This window comes from Bradyrhizobium sp. SZCCHNS3052 (assembly GCF_032484495.1).
Taxonomy (GTDB): domain Bacteria; phylum Pseudomonadota; class Alphaproteobacteria; order Rhizobiales; family Xanthobacteraceae; genus Bradyrhizobium.
The window spans coordinates 362784-382044 of the sequence record NZ_JAUETB010000005.1; the positions used below are offsets into that span (position 1 = coordinate 362784).

17 protein-coding genes are annotated in these 19261 nt (G+C 66.4%); 16 read left to right on the top strand and 1 reads right to left on the bottom strand.

The window, feature by feature from the left end:
- Positions 1-34: 34 nt before the first annotated feature.
- The 10 genes from QX073_RS19605 to QX073_RS19650 all read left to right on the top strand — a co-directional run bounded on the left by QX073_RS19605 (position 35) and on the right by QX073_RS19650 (position 9414).
- Entirely contained in the window at positions 35-988 is a 954-nt protein-coding gene (locus QX073_RS19605) for a zinc-binding alcohol dehydrogenase family protein (RefSeq protein WP_316174353.1), read from the top strand.
- 106 nt (positions 989-1094) lie between these two features.
- The gene (locus QX073_RS19610; protein WP_316174354.1) at positions 1095-1430 is read left to right on the top strand and encodes a GIY-YIG nuclease family protein; all 336 of its coding nucleotides are present in this window, start codon (positions 1095-1097) and stop codon (positions 1428-1430) included.
- Between the two features lie 254 nt (positions 1431-1684).
- Entirely contained in the window at positions 1685-2326 is a 642-nt protein-coding gene (gene pgsA, locus QX073_RS19615) for a CDP-diacylglycerol--glycerol-3-phosphate 3-phosphatidyltransferase (RefSeq protein WP_315754456.1), read from the top strand.
- Complete coding sequence (moaD, locus tag QX073_RS19620) at positions 2323-2574, top strand: molybdopterin converting factor subunit 1 (protein WP_315754458.1); 252 nt, start codon at positions 2323-2325, stop codon at positions 2572-2574. The genes pgsA and moaD overlap by 4 nt, the downstream gene beginning before the upstream one ends.
- A 19-nt stretch (positions 2575-2593) precedes the next feature.
- Positions 2594-3058 (top strand): molybdenum cofactor biosynthesis protein MoaE, encoded by a 465-nt coding sequence (locus QX073_RS19625; protein WP_316187094.1) that lies wholly within the window; start codon positions 2594-2596, stop codon positions 3056-3058.
- Entirely contained in the window at positions 3058-4023 is a 966-nt protein-coding gene (prmB, locus tag QX073_RS19630) for a 50S ribosomal protein L3 N(5)-glutamine methyltransferase (protein ID WP_316226209.1), read from the top strand. The genes QX073_RS19625 and prmB overlap by 1 nt, the downstream gene beginning before the upstream one ends.
- A 306-nt stretch (positions 4024-4329) precedes the next feature.
- Positions 4330-5673: an aspartate aminotransferase family protein gene (locus QX073_RS19635; protein WP_315754462.1), complete on the top strand. Its 1344-nt coding sequence runs from the start codon at positions 4330-4332 to the stop codon at positions 5671-5673.
- 455 nt (positions 5674-6128) lie between these two features.
- Complete coding sequence (locus QX073_RS19640; RefSeq protein ID WP_316201699.1) at positions 6129-6689, top strand: phage holin family protein; 561 nt, start codon at positions 6129-6131, stop codon at positions 6687-6689.
- Between the two features lie 316 nt (positions 6690-7005).
- The gene (locus QX073_RS19645; protein ID WP_315754467.1) at positions 7006-8544 is read left to right on the top strand and encodes an EAL domain-containing protein; all 1539 of its coding nucleotides are present in this window, start codon (positions 7006-7008) and stop codon (positions 8542-8544) included.
- A gap of 15 nt (positions 8545-8559) precedes the next feature.
- Positions 8560-9414, top strand: coding sequence for a TIGR01459 family HAD-type hydrolase (locus QX073_RS19650; RefSeq protein WP_315713614.1), 855 nt, complete (start codon positions 8560-8562; stop codon positions 9412-9414).
- Between the two features lie 69 nt (positions 9415-9483).
- Here the strand turns inward: QX073_RS19650 and QX073_RS19655 are convergent, their stop codons facing one another.
- The gene (locus tag QX073_RS19655; protein ID WP_006613531.1) at positions 9484-9879 is read right to left on the bottom strand and encodes a response regulator; all 396 of its coding nucleotides are present in this window, start codon (positions 9877-9879) and stop codon (positions 9484-9486) included.
- Positions 9880-10146: 267 nt separating this feature from the next.
- Between QX073_RS19655 and QX073_RS19660 the strand changes: the two genes are divergently transcribed.
- The 6 genes from QX073_RS19660 (at position 10147) to QX073_RS19685 (ending at position 18960) form a co-directional block, all read left to right on the top strand.
- A complete protein-coding gene (locus tag QX073_RS19660) occupies positions 10147-11127 on the top strand; it encodes a bifunctional riboflavin kinase/FAD synthetase (RefSeq protein WP_315713615.1) in 981 nt (326 codons plus the stop codon).
- A gap of 328 nt (positions 11128-11455) precedes the next feature.
- Positions 11456-14470: an isoleucine--tRNA ligase gene (gene ileS / locus QX073_RS19665; RefSeq protein WP_315754471.1), complete on the top strand. Its 3015-nt coding sequence runs from the start codon at positions 11456-11458 to the stop codon at positions 14468-14470.
- A 192-nt stretch (positions 14471-14662) separates the two neighbouring features.
- Positions 14663-15160: a signal peptidase II gene (gene lspA / locus QX073_RS19670; protein ID WP_316187667.1), complete on the top strand. Its 498-nt coding sequence runs from the start codon at positions 14663-14665 to the stop codon at positions 15158-15160.
- Between the two features lie 202 nt (positions 15161-15362).
- Positions 15363-16028, top strand: a complete 666-nt coding sequence (locus QX073_RS19675; protein WP_315713662.1) for a hypothetical protein — start codon at positions 15363-15365, stop codon at positions 16026-16028.
- A 167-nt stretch (positions 16029-16195) separates the two neighbouring features.
- Positions 16196-17581: a pitrilysin family protein gene (locus QX073_RS19680; RefSeq protein WP_316226210.1), complete on the top strand. Its 1386-nt coding sequence runs from the start codon at positions 16196-16198 to the stop codon at positions 17579-17581.
- A complete protein-coding gene (locus tag QX073_RS19685) occupies positions 17581-18960 on the top strand; it encodes a pitrilysin family protein (protein WP_316226211.1) in 1380 nt (459 codons plus the stop codon). The genes QX073_RS19680 and QX073_RS19685 overlap by 1 nt, the downstream gene beginning before the upstream one ends.
- Positions 18961-19261: the final 301 nt, after the last annotated feature.

Below are 19261 nucleotides of genomic sequence, written 5' to 3' on the forward strand. Positions count from 1 at the left end.
TGTGCATTATACACATATAATCCGGAGCTCCACCATGAAAGCCGCTATTGTCCAGAAAGCCGGGCAGCCGCCGGTCTACGCCGATTTCGCCAACCCGATCGCTGCTCCTGACGAGCATCTGATCACCGTGACCGCCGCAGCGATCAGCCAGATCACCAAGGCCCGCGCCTCCGGCACGCACTACAGCTCAACCGGCGCGTTTCCCTTTGTGGCTGGGATCGATGGCGTCGGCCGCTGTGAGGACGGCAGCCGGGTCTACTTCGTGCTTCCCAGGGCCCCCCATGGCGGCATGGCCGAAAAGACGGTGGTGCCGAAGGCGCGATGCCTCGCCTTGCCCGATGATCTCGATGACGTCACCGCGGCGGCAATCGCCAATCCTGGCCTGTCGTCCTGGGCGGCGCTGCGCGAGCGCGCACACCTCCGCGCCGGCGACACCGTGCTGATCAATGGCGCCACTGGAACGTCCGGTCGGCTCGCGGTTCAGATCGCCAAGCATCTCGGTGCGGCCAAGGTGATCGCGACCGGGCGCAACGCCGCGACGCTGCAATCCCTGACCGCGCTCGGCGCCGACGCGGTCATTCCCCTGGTCGGCGATGGCGACGCGCTGGAGGAACGTTTCAAGCCCCATTTCGCCGGGGGTGTCGACGTCGTGCTCGACTATCTCTGGGGCGCCAGCGCCGAGCGGCTGCTGATGGCAGCAGCCAAGGCGGGCGCGGAGGCGAGGCCGATCCGATTCGTCCAGATCGGCTCCATCAGCAGCGGCGACATCACCCTGCCGAGCGCGGTGCTGCGCGCATCAGCCATCGAATTGATGGGCAGCGGCATCGGCAGCATTCCGCTCGAGCGTCTGATCGCGCTCACCGATGAGTTGTTGCAGGCGGCCATCCCTGCCCGGCTCGAGATCGCGGCCGATCCGATCCCGCTGAACGCGATCGAACGCAATTGGGCCAGGGATGATGCCACCCGCCGCGTCGTGCTCACCATGTGAAAGCCGGGACAGAAAAAAAAACGGCGAGTTGGCAGGCTGTCGGCAAAAACAATTTACCCGGATAAAAATATACGCTAAATTACCCGGGTTAAAGTGGAGCCCCACCATGACCCCCGACCAGCGCAAGGCGGCCGTCGCCGCCTATAAGGAACGCAAGACACCTGCCGGCATCTTCGCCGTGACCTGCGCCGCCACCGGCCAGCGCTGGGTCGGCTGCGCGCCGGACCTCGACAAGATCCAGAACCGCCTCTGGTTCACCCTGCGCCAGGGCGGCCATCGCCGCGGCGGCCTGCAGGCGGCCTGGACCGCCCACGGCGCGGAGGCGTTCAGCCTGGACGTCATCGAGACCCTGGACGAGGAGACGCTGGGCTATGTCCGCGACCGCGTGTTCGCGGAACGCCAGGCGCATTGGTGCGCGGTGCATGGCGCGGAGGCGATCTGAGCTTTCGCTCAAGCCTTCGCGCAGCCGTCACTGCACCGCAACAAGGTCCCAGCCGTGCGTCGCGCCCGCCGATCTGCGCACTGGCGCGACCGCGTCCGGTTGCTTAATGAAGCGTTGCGGGTCGCGTTGCCGCATGCGCAAGAGTTCCTATCTCCGCAAGACTTCGTTGCGATTCGCGTCATATCTGCGTCATCCTGCCGAAGCGGCTTGGCTCGGAGGTTGACGTCCGAACGGCGGCAGTATTGGTACACCGGATGAATATTGCGACCACACGCGTGCCCAGCAAGACGTCGACGTCCCTGCCGAACATCCTGACCTATACGCGCATCGCCGCGATACCGGTCGTGGTCGGTTGCATCTACGCGCAGTCGGTCTGGATGTATCCTTTGTGGCTCCGCTGGGTCGCCGTCGCGGTGTTCATTGCGGCTGGGATCACCGACTATCTCGACGGTCATTTCGCGCGGATCTGGAACCAGCAATCGGCATTCGGCCGTATGCTCGATCCGATCGCCGACAAGCTTCTGGTCGCCTCCTGCCTGCTGATGCTGGCCGCCGACAGCACCATCCAGAACTGGTCGCTGTGGGCGGCCATCGTGATCCTGTGCCGCGAGATCCTGGTGTCGGGCCTGCGCGAATATCTCGCCGCGCTGCGCGTCTCGGTGCCGGTGACCAAGGTCGCCAAATGGAAGACCACGATGCAACTGGTGGCAATCGGCTTCCTGCTCGCGGGCGAGGCCGGCGATGCGGCGGTCGCCCAGATCTCGACGGCCGTTGGCCCGATCGTGAGCGGGATCGGAATTTGGCTGCTCGGCTTGTCGGCGGTCTTCACCATCTACACCGGCTACGACTATTTCCGCGCCGGCATCCACCACCTCATCGAGGCGGACTCGCGATGAAGGTGAAGTATTTCGCCTGGGTGCGCGAGCGCGTCGGCAAGGCCGAGGAGACGATCGAGCCGCCGGCGGACGTGCGCACGGTCAGCGAGCTGATCGCCTGGCTCACCACGCGCGGCGAGGGCTACGCCTATGCGTTCGAGAGGCCGAAGGTGATCCGCACCGCGATCGACCAGACCCATGTGCAGCCGGATGCGGCCATCGCCGGCGCCCGCGAGATCGCGTTCTTCCCGCCGATGACCGGCGGCTGACGTAACGGAATATCTGTCCATGACCGCGATCGTCACCGTCCGCGTGCAGCAAGAGGATTTCGACACCGCGGCCGAGATCGCAGCCCTCAGCCATGGCCGCACCGACATCGGCGCCGTCGTCAGCTTCTCCGGCCTGTGCCGCGGCAACGACCATGACACGCCGATCAGCGCACTGACGCTCGAGCACTATCCAGGGATGGCGGAAGCCGAGATCATGCGCCATGCCGAGCAGGCGATGGCGCGCTGGCCGCTGCAGGGCATGACCGTGATTCACCGCTTCGGCCGGATACGGCCGGGCGAGAACATCGTGCTGGTGGTGACCGCATCCAGCCACCGTCAGGCGGCGTTCGAGGCGGCTGAGTTCCTGATGGATTATCTCAAGACCAACGCGCCGTTCTGGAAGCGCGAGGAAACCGAGAACGGCGGCGGCTGGGTCGAGGCCAAGAGCCACGACGATGCCGCCGCGGCGCGCTGGAAGTCGTGATGGCGAAGAAGGTCAAGACGGCAGCACCGCGCAAGGCGGCGGCGCCGAAGCTCCCGAAGGTCAATGCGGGCGAGCTGGCGAGCCTGCTCGACTACCTGCGCTACGCGGTGAGCTGCTTCCAGAACGCCGATCTGGTGTTTGCGCACGGCACCACCGATCCGGTGTCGGAGGCCGCCTTCCTGATCGGCGAGGCGCTGCATCTGCGCCCCGATCAGTTCGAGAGCTTCGTCACGGCCCGGGTCACCGCGGCCGAAGGCAAGACGATCCTCGACCTGATCACGGCGCGAATCACCACGAGGAAGCCGGCGGCCTATCTGGTCAACAAGGTCTACATGCGCGGCCTGCCGTTCTACGTCGACGAGCGCGTCATCGTGCCGCGCTCGTTCATCGGCGAGCTGCTGGAGACGCATTTCGGCGGCGCCGAAGCCGACGGCACCTCGCTGATCGACGATCCGCTGGCCGTGGACAGCGTGCTGGACCTCTGCACCGGCTCTGGGTGCCTGGCGATCCTGGCCAGCCGCCACTTCCCCAATGCGGTGATCGACGCCGTCGACATCTCCAAGGATGCGCTCGCCGTTGCGGCGAAGAACGTCGCCGACTACGACCTCGGCGAGCGCATCTCGCTGCACCGCGGTGACCTGTTCGCACCGCTCAGCCAGCGCCGTTACGATCTGATCATCACCAACCCGCCCTATGTCGACGCCGAGGGCATGGCCGGCCTGCCTCGGGAATGCCGCGCCGAGCCGGCGCTGGCCTTCGACGGCGGCCCCGATGGGCTCGACATCATCCATCGCATCCTCAGCCAGGCGCGCGACCACCTGACTGCGGAAGGAGGGTTGTTGTGCGAGGTCGGACGCGACCGTCCGCAGATCGAGGCGGCCTATCCCGACCTGCCGCTGCTCTGGCTCGACACCGAGGACTCCGAGGGCGAGGTGTTCTGGATCACCGCGCGCGATCTCGTCTGAGACGCGGCGGCCCGAGGCACACCGGCGCGGTTGGCGCGAAATGACGCAGCGACTTCCAATATGCGGCACAATCTGCTGCTGCCGTGCAGAATCCGCTCACCAGGGCAGCGGGAACGCTGGACCTTTGACATTTCCGTCCGTCCGCGAAGCTGATAGCTTGGCGGCGGCCCGGATCAGCGGCCGACAACGTCGGCGCACGCATTCAGGCCCATCAAGCACGATCCGTTTCGGCAAGCTTTTCTGGCACCGGTTCGCCACCTTTCCGGATCATGCTGCCGCCGTCGCACAACCGTCCGAGAGGTCCCCATGCTGGACAAGAGCCCCCGCCCCGCCGTCACCGTTCCGAATGATCTTGCCGCGCATTGGATGCCGTTCACCGCGAACCGCGCCTTCAAGAAGAACCCGCGCCTGCTCGCCGGTGCCAAGGACATGCACTACATCACCGTCGATGGCCGCAAGATCATCGACGCCGCCGCCGGCATGTGGTGCTGCAACGCCGGTCACGGCCGCAGCCAGATCGCCGAGGCGATCGGCCAGCAGGCCGCGGCGCTCGACTACGCACCGCCGTTCCAGTTCGGCATTCCCCAGGCGTTCGAGCTGGCCAACCGCATCGCTGATCTCGCGCCCGCCGGCCTCGACCACGTGTTCTTCTGCAACTCCGGCTCGGAGGCAGCCGACACCGCGCTGAAGATGGCGCTCGCCTATCACCAGATCAACGGCCAGGGCAGCCGCACCCGCCTGATCGGCCGCGTCCGCGGCTATCACGGCGTCGGCTTCGGCGGCACCTCGGTCGGCGGCATCGTCAACAACCGCAAGCTGTTCGGCACCTTGCTGACCGGCGTCGACCACATCCCGGCGACCTATGACCGCGAGAAGCAGGCCTTCACCAAGGGCGAGCCGGAGTATGGCGCGCACTTCGCCGACGAGCTCGAGAACCTCGTCAACCTGCACGGCGCCAACACCATCGCCGCCGTGATCGTCGAGCCGATGGCCGGCTCGACCGGCGTGATCCCGGCGCCGAAGGGCTATCTCAAGCGGCTGCGCGAGATCACCCAGAAGCACGGCATCCTGCTGATCTTCGACGAGGTCATCACCGGCTTCGGCCGCCTCGGCTACGCCTTCGCCGCCGAGCGCTACGGCGTGACGCCTGACCTTCTCACCTTCGCCAAGGGCGTCACCAATGGCGCGGCACCGATGGGCGGCGTGCTGGTGCGCGACACCATCCACGACGCCTTCATGAGCGGCCCCGAGCACATGGTGGAGTTCACCCACGGCTACACCTACTCGGCGCATCCGATCGCCTGCGCGGCCGGCCTCGCCACGCTCGACATCTATCGCGACGACAAGCTGTTCGAGCACGCCCGCGCGATCGAGCCGAAATTCGCCGACGCCGTGATGTCGCTCAAGGGCCTGCCCAACGTGCTGGACATCCGCACGGTTGGTCTCACCGCCGGCATCGACCTCGCGCCGCTGCCCGACGCGGCTGGCAAGCGCGGCTACTCCGCGATGGAGACCGCCTTCCACAACAACGACCTGATGCTGCGCATCGCCGGTGACACGCTGGCGCTGACCCCGCCGCTGATCGTCAGCGAGGATCAGGTCGGCGAAATCATCGAGAAGGTCGGCAAGGTCATCAAGGCCGTGGCGTAAGCCGCGCGCGGACATCGTCAGCCAACAACAATGGCGGCCCCGGTGGCCGCCATTTCCTTATCTGGACTGCTTCCCAGCAGCGGTCATTCCGGGGCAATCGTCAACGCGGCCACGCGTTGGCGATTGAACCCGGAATCTCGTACTTGTTGGGAAGGGACGCGAGACAATATCGGGATTCCGGGTTCAAGGCCTGCGGCCTTGCCCCGGAATAACGTTGGTTGGCATAGCTATTCATACGGTCTCGCTCTGGCTCCGCATCGGTCATGTGCCGCCATCACCTTATGAAGTCCGCTCCTACCCGGCGTGCGGGAGAGCATCCCCGATCGCAAATAGCTTGCCCTGCAAGGATTGCCGCAGAACGGCACGCCTGATTGCCGGGAACCTTCGCAAATCCTCCACGTTCATGTCGCGAGCCGGCGGTTTGCGCGCGGCGAGCGGATTGTCGGAGGACGCGCATGCTTGCACCGCCAGGAGAGCTGCTGCGATTGGGGCTCGAACAGAGGCTCAACCGCGTCAAGCGCGCCACCCAATCCTACATTCGGGATCGCGCCCGGCAGGCCACCGGAACGGTGACGTCCTACGCCGTCGCCGCCGGGCTGTTCGCCACCGCGGGCATCTTCCTGATCGCCGCCTGCATCGTCGGATTGACCGCGCTGTTCCGCTGGGTGGAAATGACCTACGGCCTGTTCACCGCGTTCGCGGTTGTCGGCGGCATCCTGGTCGCGCTGGCGGCGATCTGCGCGATCGTCGCGGCAGTCAAGCTCCGCAGCCCTTCGCCGCACTATCCGTCGCTCTCCAGCCGGTTGCGCGTGGCGATCGCAGCGCCCGTGGCCCGGGAACCCGACGCGGACGAGATCGATCCCGACACCATCCCCTTGGCACCGTCATCGACCTCCACGAATCACGCGAGCGGAGTTGCGGGCGCACTCGGACGGATCAACGTACCCGTCGGTGTCGCCGTTGCGGCACTGCTGCTCGGCGTGGCCGCCCTGCGCCGACGTCACCGCAGCACGTGAGCCTGCCCGGACAGCGACAGGCGCGGTTCGACGGACATCGAAGAATCACCGGCTCAATCGAGCTGCTAAGCAACACGCGTTGATCAGCTCATGGCACCGCACGCATGTCTAAACATGTCTGGAATCCGCGAAGCGCTTCCCCCGGTGTTCTACGGATCGGCAACACTACGATGGCACTCCGCTTTCCCACGTGAACTTGCGTAAATGACACGCAGACGAGAAATCATCGGCGTCTCCCGGTATTTGAATCCCGCCCACTATCCTCGCGAATCAACAGAAGTGCTAAGGTTGCGTTCGGTTGGGAGCGTCGCCAAGCATGATCCGTATCTCCACGATTTTCGTTGCCATTTGTATGGTTCTGGTCGCGGCCTCGCTCGGCCTGATCCTGTATTCGGTGGCCGGTATCAGTGGCTCGGAATCCGCGATCGTCGCGCTCGCCGCACTGACGTTCCTGATTCTCTACAATGCCGTGTCGATGCGACTGCGCGACCGCACCGACATCGGCAGCCAGATCGCCGATCTGTCGCGCGGCACCGCCGACCTCGCGCGTCAGGTCGCCGAGTTCGGCCGCCGCCTGTCGGCGGTGGAGGGACGCATCGTGTCGTCGAGCTCGGTCAGCGCCGATCGCCTGCAAGGGGTCATCGGCGAGATCAACGAGCTCGGCGGACTGATGAAGCAGCTCGCCGTCACCGTGGCACAGCACGAGGACCTGATCGCGGCCATCCCGCCGGCAACACCGCCGGGAGCTGGGGCCGGCACGGTTCGCGACGCCGATCGCCCGCTCCCGGCGACCGCTTCCTCCAGCGGCGCGCTCGAGATGAACGCGCTGCCGTCGCGCGGCGTCGAGCAGAAGGTGGCCGAGACCTCCGGCACGTTCAGCGCGGCACCGGCTGCCGCCCCCCTGCCGCCCAAACCGCAGGCCCCGGCGGTCACGGCCGTGCCGCGCAGCCAGCCGCAGATCCTCGCCGCCGTCAAAGGCGCGATCGAGGACAACCGCCTCGACATCTATCTGCAGCCGCTGGTGACGCTGCCACAGCGCAAGGTGCGCTTCTACGAGGCGGTGACCAGGCTTCGCGACGAGCGCGACCAGGTGGTCGCGGCCGAGGACTTCATCGGCATCGCGGAAGCCGCCGGCCTGGTCGGGCGCATCGACCACATGGTTCTGCTTCGCTGCGTCCAGGTGCTGCGCCGCCTGATGGTTCGCAACAAGGACGTCGGCATCTTCTGCAACATCTCCTCGGCGACGCTCAGCAGCCCTGCAAACTTTTCGCAATGCCTCGATTTCCTCGAAGCGAATCGCGCCCTGGCGCCGTCCTTCGTGCTCGAATTCAAGCAGTCGACCCTTCGCAGCCTCGGTCCGACCGGGACCGAGCATCTCGCGGCCCTGGCACAGCGCGGCTACCGCTTCTCGATCGACCATGTCACCGACCTCCGGTTCGAGCCGCGCGAGCTCGCCGATCGCGGAGTCCGCTTCATCAAGGTCCCGGCCGCGCTGCTGCTCGACCCGAAGCAAAGCTCGGCCTCCGACATTCACCCGACCGATCTCTCCGATCTGCTGGGCCGCTTCGGCATCGACCTGATCGCCGAGCGGATCGAAGGTGAGAACAGCGTCGTCGACCTGCTCGACTACGACGTCCGCTTCGGCCAGGGCTTCCTGTTCGCGCCGCCCCGCCCATTGCGACCCGAGGGCGCATCTGCTACCGGCGAGGCCGCCGCCGGCCCATCGGGCGGGCAGGACATCAAGATTCAGGACCCCAATGCCGCCGGCACCACCTCTCTCGACGCGTCACACACCAATGCTCCGACGCGCAGCGGCAATGCCGCCCTCGCCCGCCGTGCCGCCGGGACCCTCTGAGATCAGCCGGCTGCCATGACCGTTCTCCGCTTCGAAGAGCGGCTGCGCGATCTGGTCGGCCGCAAGCAGGTGCTGCTGAGCGACATCTGGGGCGTGGTCCATAACGGGCTCGAGTCCTTTCCCGACGCCTGCGACGCGCTGCACCACTTTCGCCGCCAGGGCGGTACGGTGATCCTGATCACCAACGCACCCCGGCCGGCCGATTCGGTCCAGCGCCAGTTGCGCAAGCTCGGCGTCGCCGACGAGGTCTACAGCGCCATCGTCTCCTCCGGCGACCTGACCCGCCACTACGTGGCCGATCATCCCGGCGGCAAGGTGTTCTGGCTCGGTCCCGAGCGCGACAATTCCATTCATCGCGGTCTCGACCTGGCGCTGTCGCCGCTCGAAGAAGCGTCCTACATCATCTGCACCGGCCTCTACGACGACGAGACCGAGACCGCCGAGGACTACCGGCCGATGCTGCTGCGCGCCCGCGAGCGCAAGCTGCCGCTGATCTGCGCCAATCCGGACATCGTGGTCGAGCGCGGCGACCGGCTGATCTACTGCGCCGGCGCCATCGCCGAGCTCTACCGCGAGCTCGGCGGCGAGGTGATCTTCTACGGCAAGCCGCACCGGCCAATCTACGAGCGGGCCATGATGCTGGCCGAGCAGCACGCCGGCCGGCCGGTCGCGCGCGAGGAGGTGCTGGCGATCGGCGATTCCGTCCGAACCGATCTCGCCGGCGCGCACGGCTTCGGCATCGACTGCCTGTTCGTGACCCGCGGCATCCATTCCGAGGAGTTCGCCGGCGTCGAGCAGCTCGACCCGGCCTCGATCAAGGAGCTGTTCGGCCATCCGCCGCGCGCCCTGATGCGCGAATTGAAGTGGTGAACGGATCCTGAAACGCAAAACGCCCGGCCGAGTGCCGGGCGTCTTTCGTTGGAGTGGATCAGGCGGGCGTCAGGCCGTTGCCATGTCCGGGAACACCGCGTCGATCTTGGTCTTCAAGGTCGCGGCATTGAACGGCTTGACGATGTAGTTGTTCACGCCAGCCTTCTTGGCCGCGATCACGTTCTCGGTCTTGGATTCCGCCGTGATCATGATGAACGGCGTGGTCGCCAGGTTCGGATCGGCGCGGACCTCGCGGAGCAGGTCGTAGCCGGTCATCGGCTCCATGTTCCAGTCGGAGATCACGAGGCCGTATTTCTTGGCGCGCATCTTGTTGAGGGCCATCGAGCCGTCGCTGGCATCGTCGATGTCCTCGAAACCGATCTGCTTGAGAAGATTCCTGATGATACGGATCATGGTGCTGTAATCGTCGACGACGAGCACCGGCATCGTCAAATCAACCGCCATCTTGACTCCCCCAGACGCGAACACAACGCGCAGACTGTTACAAAAAAGCTCATGCGGCACGGGTCGTAACCGACCCCGCCATCCGCTTTCAGCAGTAGCATCAGCCGTTAAACAGCGCGTTAACTGCGCTGCGGCTGCATGTCGCTATTGCTGCGCTGCATGAGCGGAGGAACCCCTTCGGCTTGACTTCGCGGGGCCGGCCGCCCACCGTCACGGCAACCACCGTCCGCCGGTAGCCCACCGAAATCCGCGAGATATTTCCGTCACATGCCCGATTTCAAGATCATCCGCGATTCCACCCCGCCGTCGGACATCCTCAAGGGCGCGGTGGTTGCGATGGGCAATTTCGACGGCGTCCATCTCGGTCACCGGGCCGTGATCGAGGCGGCGATCGAGATGGGCAAGGCCAAGGGGCGCCCGGCGCTGGCGCTGACCTTCGAGCCGCATCCGCGGCGCTTCTTCAGCCCCAATACCCCGCAGTTCCGCCTGACCGACGAGACCGCCAAGCTGCGACTCCTGGCCGGAACCGGCCTTGCCGGCGCCGTGGTCATGGCCTTCGACAAGGGCCGCGCCCAGACCTCGGCGCAGGATTTCATTCACCATGACCTGATCGGGCGGCTCGGGATCGCCGGAATCGCGGTCGGCTACGACTTTCATTTCGGCAAGGGCCGCGTCGGCTCGCCCAGCCTGCTCGCCAACGAGGCCCCCAAGCTCGGCATCGAGGTCGACATCCAGGCCCATGTCGACATCGACGAGCGGCCGGTGTCCTCCACAGCGATCCGCGAAGCGCTGGCGGAGGGCCAGGTCAGCGAGGCGACCGCGATGCTCGGCGGCCCCTGGTTCGTGAGCTCCGAGGTCATCCACGGCGAGAAGCGCGGCCGCGATCTCGGCTACCCCACCGCCAACATGCGGCTCGATCGCGATTGCGGGCTGCGCCACGGCATCTATGCCGTCCGGGTCGGCCGCGGCCGCGGCGCTGAGCGGGTGCTGATCGACGGCGTCGCCAATTTCGGCCGCCGGCCGACCTTCGACAACGGCGCGCCGCTGCTCGAGACCTTCCTGTTCGACTTCAAGGACAGCCTCTATGGCGAGGTCCTGGACGTCGCCTTCATCGGCTTCATCCGCGAGGAGGCCAAATTCAGCTCGATCGAGGCCCTGATCCGGCAGATGGACGACGACAGCGCCAGGGCCCGCGCTTTGCTGGCGGCCCATCCCGGCCTTTTCCCCCGGCTCGGCGAGATCGGCTGATCCTCCTGCTCCATCGGTGACGTCATTCCGGGGCAGCCCGCCAGGGCTGAACCCGGAATCTCGAGATTCCGGGTTCGATGCCAGCGCATCGCCCCGGAATGACGCTGAACGACGATCCCGCAGCGCTGCTGCCGTAGGATCGCTTTGCGATTCCGCAGTCCGGCTGCTATGAGGAGGCCCCATGTTGATACGGCGCATCATCGGCATTAGCGGCCCGGCTTCCGCCTGAGCTTTGAGCTCGGCGCAAGACCGGGATGTCTCTGCTCGTTCCGCCGCCCGCGATCGAAATCGCGTCTCAGCGCCTCATCTCTCAGCCAGCCAGATCACGATGTCCGAAAAGCCGCAAAAGCCCGACGCCCAAAAATCCGACGCCAAGGACTATTCCAAGACCCTCTACCTGCCGCAGACGGAATTCCCGATGCGCGCCGGCCTGCCGCAGCGCGAGCCGGAGATCCTGAAATACTGGAGCGACATCGACCTCTACGGCAAGCTGCGCGACACCGCCAAGAACAGGCCGAAATTCGTCCTGCACGATGGCCCGCCCTATGCCAACGGCAACATCCACATCGGGCACGCGCTGAACAAGATCCTCAAGGACGTCGTGACCAAGAGCCAGCAGATGCTCGGCCACGATTCCAACTACGTGCCCGGCTGGGACTGCCACGGCCTGCCCATCGAGTGGAAGATCGAGGAGGAGAACTACCGCAAGAAGGGCAAGACCAAGCCCGACTTCCGCGACTCCGCCGCCATGGTCGCGTTCCGCAAGGAATGCCGCGCCTATGCCGACCACTGGCTCAACGTGCAGCGCGAGGAGTTCAAGCGGCTCGGCGTGATCGGCGACTGGGACCATCCCTACGCCACCATGACCTATCCGGCCGAGGCGCAGATCGCCCGCGAGCTGATGAAGTTCGCCGCCAACGGCACGCTGTATCGCGGCTCCAAGCCGGTGATGTGGAGCGTGGTCGAGAAGACCGCGCTCGCCGAGGCCGAGGTCGAGTACGAGGACTATCAGTCCGACACGGTGTGGGTGAAGTTTCCGGTGACGTCGCCGGCGCATGGCGCGCTCGCGGGCGCCTCGGTGGTGATCTGGACCACCACGCCCTGGACCCTGCCCGGCAACCGCGCCATCTCGTTCTCGCCGAAGATCGCCTACGGCCTCTATGAGGTCGCGGACGCGCCGGCAGACAATTGGGCCAAGACCGGTGACAAGCTGATCATGGCCGACGCGCTGGCCGACAGCGTGTTCAAGCAGGCGCGCGTCACGAGCTACACCAAGCTGCGCGACATCCCCGGCGACACGCTCGACGCCGTCGAATGCGCCCATCCGCTGAAAGGTCTCGCCGGCGGCTATAATTTCGTCGTCCCGCTGCTGCCCGGCGACCACGTCACCGACGACACCGGCACCGGCTTCGTGCACACCGCGCCCGGCCACGGCCGCGAGGACTTCGACGTCTGGATGGCGCATGCCCGCGAGCTCGACGGCCGGGGCATCGCAACCACCATCCCCTACACCGTCGACGAGAACGGCGCGCTGACCGACCACGCGCCGGGCTTCACAGGAAAACGCGTCATCAACGACAAGGGCGAGAAGGGCGACGCCAACGAGGCCGTCATCAAGGCGCTGACGGATGCCGGCATGCTGCTCGCGCGCGGCCGGCTCAAGCACCAGTACCCGCATTCCTGGCGCTCCAAGAAGCCGGTGATCTTTCGCAACACGCCGCAATGGTTCATCGCGATGGACAAGGACATCGCGGACCAAGGTCAGGCGAAGTCCGGGGATACGCTGCGTGCCCGCGCGCTGCGCGCGATCTCGGTCACGCAATGGGTGCCGGCCGCCGGCCAGAACCGCATCACCGGCATGATCGCCAACCGTCCGGATTGGGTGATCTCGCGCCAGCGCGCCTGGGGCGTGCCGATCGCCGTGTTCGTGCGCGAGACCGGCGACGGCTCCGCCGAGATCCTGCAGGACGAGACCGTCAACACCCGCATCACTGAGGCCTTCGCCAAGGAAGGCGCCGACGCCTGGTACGCCGACGGCGCACGCGAGCGCTTCCTCGGGTCCCGCGCCAACGAGGACTGGAACAAGGTCGACGACATCTGCGACGTCTGGTTCGATTCCGGCTCGACCCACGCCTTCGTGCTCGAAGACCCCGTGCACTTCCCCGGCCTCGCCGGCATCAGGCGCAAGGTCGATGGCGGCCAGGACACGGTGATGTATCTCGAAGGCAGTGACCAGCACCGCGGCTGGTTCCACTCGTCGCTGCTGGAGAGCTGCGGCACCCGCGGCCGCGCGCCTTACGACGTCGTGCTGACGCACGGCTTCACGCTCGACGAGAACGGCCGCAAGATGTCAAAGTCGCTCGGCAACACCGTCGAGCCGCAGAAGGTGATCAAGGAGTCCGGCGCCGACATCCTGCGCCTCTGGGTCTGCGCCACCGACTATGCCGACGACCAGCGCATCGGCCCGGAGATCCTCAAGAACACCATCGAGACCTACCGCAAGCTGCGCAACAGCATCCGCTGGATGCTCGGCACCCTGCATCACTACAAGCGCAGCGACGCCGTGGCGTTTGCCGACATGCCGGAGCTGGAGCGCTTGATGCTGCATCAGCTCTCGCAGCAGGCCGAGGTCATCAGCCGCGCCTACGCCGCGTTCGACTACAAGACCGTGATCGCGAGCCTGGCTGCGTTCATGAACACGGAGCTGTCGGCGTTCTATTTCGACATCCGCAAGGACACGCTGTATTGCGACCCGCCGTCGTCGGTGGCGCGCAAGGCGGCGCTGACCGCGATCGACCTGATCTGCGATGCCGTCCTGAAATGGCTGGCGCCGGTGCTGTCCTTCACCACCGACGAGGCCTGGCGGATGTACAGGCCCGACGCAGAGCCGTCGGTGCATCTGACGCTGTTCCCGGAGGCGATGGACCAATACCGCGACGATGCGCTCGCCGCGAAGTGGGAGACGATCCGCAACGTCAGGCGCGTCGTCACCGGCGCGTTGGAGCTCGCCCGCGCCGCCAAGACCATCGGCTCCTCGCTCGAAGCCTCGCCGGTCATCTACGTCGCCGACCGCGCGCTGCTCGGCACCTTGTTCGACACCGATCTCGCCGAGGTCTGCATCACCTCGAACTACGAGGTCCGCGAGGGTGACGCCCCGGCCGATGCGTTCCGGCTCGATGCGGTGCCGGGCGTGGCGGTCGTCGTCGAGAAGGCCGTGGGCAAGAAGTGCGCCCGCTCCTGGAAGATCCTGGAGAGCGTCGGCGACGACCCTGAGTACCCGGACGTTTCCCCGCGCGACGCGCAAGCGCTGCGCGAGTGGAAGGCGCTCGGGGTCGGTATGTGACGCGTGATCGCGCGACACCCACAACTGTCGTCCCGGCGAACGCCGGGACCCATAACCACCGGCGTTCATGTCGACGAAGGACGATGACCCAGACTTTCTCCGCCAACACACATCACGCGGTATGGGTCCCGGCGTTCGCCGGGACGACAGCGGTATTTGCCGCGAGTTGCTTGGCATGATCGCGCTCACCCCATGACCCCCCGCCTCCGCCTCGGCCTCATCGCCGGCTTCGCCACCCTGGTCATCGACCAGGCCTCCAAGCTGTGGCTGCTGTACGTGTTCGACCTGCCCAACCGCGGCACCGTCAAGATCACCCCGTTCTTCGACCTCTACCTCGCCTGGAACATCGGCATCAGCTTCGGCTGGCTGCAGAGTGAGAGCACGCTGGCGCAATATGGACTGATGGCGGTGAAGGCCGTCGCGGTGATCGCCCTCGCCATCTGGATGGCGCGTGCGGAAAGCAAGCTGGCGACGGCCGCACTCGGCCTGATCATCGGCGGCGCCATCGGCAACGGCATCGACCGGCTGGCCTATGGCGCGGTGGTCGATTTCGCGTTGTTCCACATCCAGATCGGCGGCACGGTTTACAACTGGTACATCTTCAACATGGCCGACGTGGCGATCGTTGCCGGGGTGGCGGGCCTGCTATATGACTCCTTCTTCGGGGCCCCCGCCGCAAAAGCGCCCTGATCCGGGTCGATACCGGCCGGTGCCGATCCTGGGTCAAGAGCCTGATGATCTTCACGTTTTCGAGATCGGCGCGATGCCTGGACGGCCCCCCGTCGAATCGAGGATCGCAATCGGTGGGTCGCGGCCGGTTCGTCGGAGCACGAGCACTGGACAAGCGAGGACAGGGAAAGCCATGCGCAAGACCGAAGTCAGCGGCCGGATCATGACCCACGCGGCCATTCGCGTCCTGCGGCTGTCCGCCGTTGCGCTCGGCATTGGCCTCGTCATGGCCGCCGGCGCCGCCCGTGCCCAGGACGATGAGGAAGACGACAAGACCTTCGAAGAGAAGATCATCGACAATCTGATGCGCGGTCTCGGCGGCACCAACATGGAGACGCCCTCCATCGAATACCGCGAGCGGTCGCCCCTGGTGGTGCCGCCCAAGCTCGATCTGCCGCCCCCCGCCGCTGCGGCGCAGGCGACCGCGCCAAACTGGCCGAAGGACCCCGACGAGCAGCAACGCCGGGCCGCGGCCGCCGCGCGCAAGAAGGAAAACAGGGATCCGGTCAATGCGGCCCGTCCGCTGACCCCGGCCGAGATGAAGATGGGGCGGACGGCCGCCGCCAAGCCGACTGAACCGATTCAGCCCGGCGTGGCCAACAACCCGATGATGAGCCCGTCGCAGCTCGGCTTCAAAGGCGGCCTGTTCGGCATGTTCAAGGGCAGCGACAGCGAAACCAAGCCGTTCACCAGCGAGCCGCAGCGCGAGAGCCTGACCCAGCCGCCGCCCGGCTATCAGACGCCGTCGCCGAGCTATGCCTATGGCACCGGCAAGCAGGAGCCGATCGGCGGCAAGCAGCTGGACATCATGACCGGCAAGGAACGGTGACGGCGGCAGCCGTTCGCCCGGAGATGCCGGCTTCGCTGGCGTTAGCGAAATTTAATGTCTCGCGGCGGCACGATGTCGCCGTTTTGTGACGTCGGGCGCCGTCCGGCGCGATGTAGCATGCTGCGCTCAAACCCGATCGCCCCTCCCTGCGGGCCTTCAGAAGGATCATGATGTCCTCGCACCGGTTCAAATCCGTCGCCGCCGCGCTCGTCTCCCTCATCGCGTTCACGGCCGGCGCTTCGGCGCAAACGACGTTCGCCTCCGAGCCCCCCGCCAGCTTCACCCTCCCCAACGGCCTGCAGGTCGTCGTGATCCAGGATCACCGCACGCCGGTGGTGACGCAGATGATCTGGTACAAGGTCGGCTCCGCCGACGAGACGCCCGGCAAGTCGGGCCTGGCGCACTTCCTCGAACATCTGATGTTCAAGGGCACCGAGAAGCATCCCGCCGGCGAGTTCTCCAAGACGGTGCTGAAGATCGGCGGCAATGAGAACGCCTTCACCTCGGTCGACTACACCGGCTACTTCCAGCGCGTGCCGCGCGATCAATTGCCGAAGATGATGGAGTTCGAGGCCGACCGCATGACCGGCCTCGTGCTGAAGGACGAGAACGTGCTGCCCGAGCGCGACGTGGTGCTCGAAGAGTACAACATGCGCGTCGCCAACTCCCCGGAAGCCCGCCTCAACGAGCAGATCATGGCGGCGCTGTACGTCAACCACCCCTATGGCCGCCCGGTGATCGGCTGGCGGCCGGAGATCGAGAAGCTCGGCCGTGAGGATGCGCTGGCGTTCTATCGCCGCTTCTACGCGCCCAACAATGCCATCCTGGTGATCGCCGGCGACACCGACGCCAAGGAAGTGCGCCCGCTCGTGGAGCAGACCTTCGCCAAGATTCCCGCGCAACCCGACATCCCCGCGCGCCGGTTGCGGCCGCAGGAGCCCGAGCCGGTGGCGCCGCGCACGGTCACGCTGGCCGACCCGCATGTCGAGCAGCCCTCGATGCGCCGCTTCTATCTGGTGCCCTCGGCCACCACCGCCGCCCCCGGGCAGTCGGCCGCGCTGGATGTGCTGGCGCAACTGATGGGTAGCGGCAGCAACTCCTATCTCTACCGTGCGCTGGTCGTCGACAAGCCGCTCGCGGTCAATGCCAGCGCGTCCTATCAGGGCACGTCGCTCGATCCGAGCCAGTTCTCGATCGCGGTCGCGCCGCGTCCGGGCGTCGATTTCGCCCAGGTCGAGGCTGTCGTCGACAGCGTCATCGCCGAGATCGCGCAAAACCCGGTCCGCGCCGAGGATCTCGAACGCGTCAAGACGCAGCTCATCGCCGAGGCGATCTACGCCAATGACAACCAGGCCACCATGGCACGCTGGTATGGCGGCGGCCTCACCACCGGATTGAGCATCGAGGACATCCGGAGCTGGCCCGACCGCATCCGTGCCGTGACCGCCGAGCAGGTGCGCGCCGCGGCGCAGACCTGGCTGCAGAAGAAGCGCTCGGTCACCGGCTATCTGATCAAGGACAATGCGGCCAAGCGCGAGGAGAAGCGGTCGTGATGAACACAATGACCTTCGCCCGCCGCTTCGCCTGCGTTGTCGCCGTCGGCGCCGCCGCGCTCACGATCGTTCCTGCCGCCCAGGCGGCGACCAAGATCCAGCACCTGGTGTCGCCCGGCGGCATCGAAGCCTGGTTCGTGCAGGACGCCACCGTGCCGCTGATCGCGATGGAATATGCGTTCCAGGGCGGCGCCTCGCAGGACCCCGTCGGCAAGCCCGGCGTCGGCAATCTCGTGGCCGACCTGCTCGACGAAGGCTCCGGCGATCTCGACTCCAAGACCTTCCACGAGCGGCTCGACCGCCGCGCCATCGAGCTGAGCTTCCAGATCTCGCGCGATCAATTCCGCGGCTCGCTGCGCATGCTGCGCGACAACAAGGACGAGGCGTTCGAGCTGCTGCGCACCGCGCTGACCTCGCCGCATTTCGACAGCGCCGACGTCGAGCGCATCCGCTCGCAGGTGATCTCCGGCCTGCGCCGCGAGACCACCAATCCGAGCTCGCTGGCGGGCCGCAAGTTCCTCGAGCTTGCCTTCCCCAACCACCCCTACGGCCGTCCGGCCAACGGCACGCTGGACAGCGTGCCGACGATCACCGTCGACGATCTCAAGGCCTATGTCGGCCGCGTGCTCGCCAAGGACACGCTGAAGGTCGCGGTTGTCGGCGACGTCGACCCGGCCACGCTCGGCAAGCTCCTCGATCAGACCTTCGGCAGCCTGCCGGCCAAGGCCACCTTGACGCCGGTGCCCGACGTCGTCGCCACCATGCCGCCGCAGCGCGCGCTCGTGCCGCTCGACGTGCCGCAGACCGTGATCACCTTCGGCGGTCCCGGCATCCGCCGCCACGACCCGAACTTCATGGCGGCCTATGTGGTCAACCACATCCTCGGCGGCGGCGGCCTGTCGTCGCGGCTCTACAAGGAGGTGCGCGAGAAGCGCGGCCTCGCCTACTCCGTCTACGACGCGCTGCTGTGGATGGATCATTCGGCGCTGTTCATCGGCAACACCGCCACCCGCTTCGACCGCGCCGGCGAGACCATCGCGGCCGTCGAGCAGGAGATCCGCCGCATGGCCGAGGAAGGCCCGACCCAGCAGGAGCTCGACGAGGCCAAGTCCTACATCAACGGCTCGCAGATGCTGGCGCTCGACACCTCCTCCAAGCTGGCGCAGGCGATGCTGCAATATCAGCTCGACAAGATGCCGATCGACTACATCGAGAAGCGCAGCGAGATCGTCAACGCCGTCACCCTGGACGACGCCAAGAAGGCGGCGAAGCAGCTCTGGAGCCAGGGCCTGCTCACGGCCGTGGTCGGCCGCACCCCGCAGGCCGCCGCCGAACCGTCCCAGGCGCCGGCCACGGCGCCGGTGACGAAGACGAACTGAGCGGGGCGCGGAGCTTCTCTCCTACGAGCACGTTGTTAGTCGCTCGTCATGCCCGGGCTTGTCCCGGGCATCTACGTCGTTCCGAGGACGCTGGGCCACGTGGATGGCCGGGCCTTCGCCGCGCCGAAGCGGCTTCGGCCGCGCAGGCGGGACAAGCCCGGCCATGACGAACGATCGTGGCCAACCACCGCTGGCGCCACAAAAACAGTGTCGTCCCGGCCTTGAGCCGGCAACTGTTATGTTGATGGAGTGATCGCATAAGGTTTTCGGTCGCGCATCATGGCATTCAGGATGGTTAGAA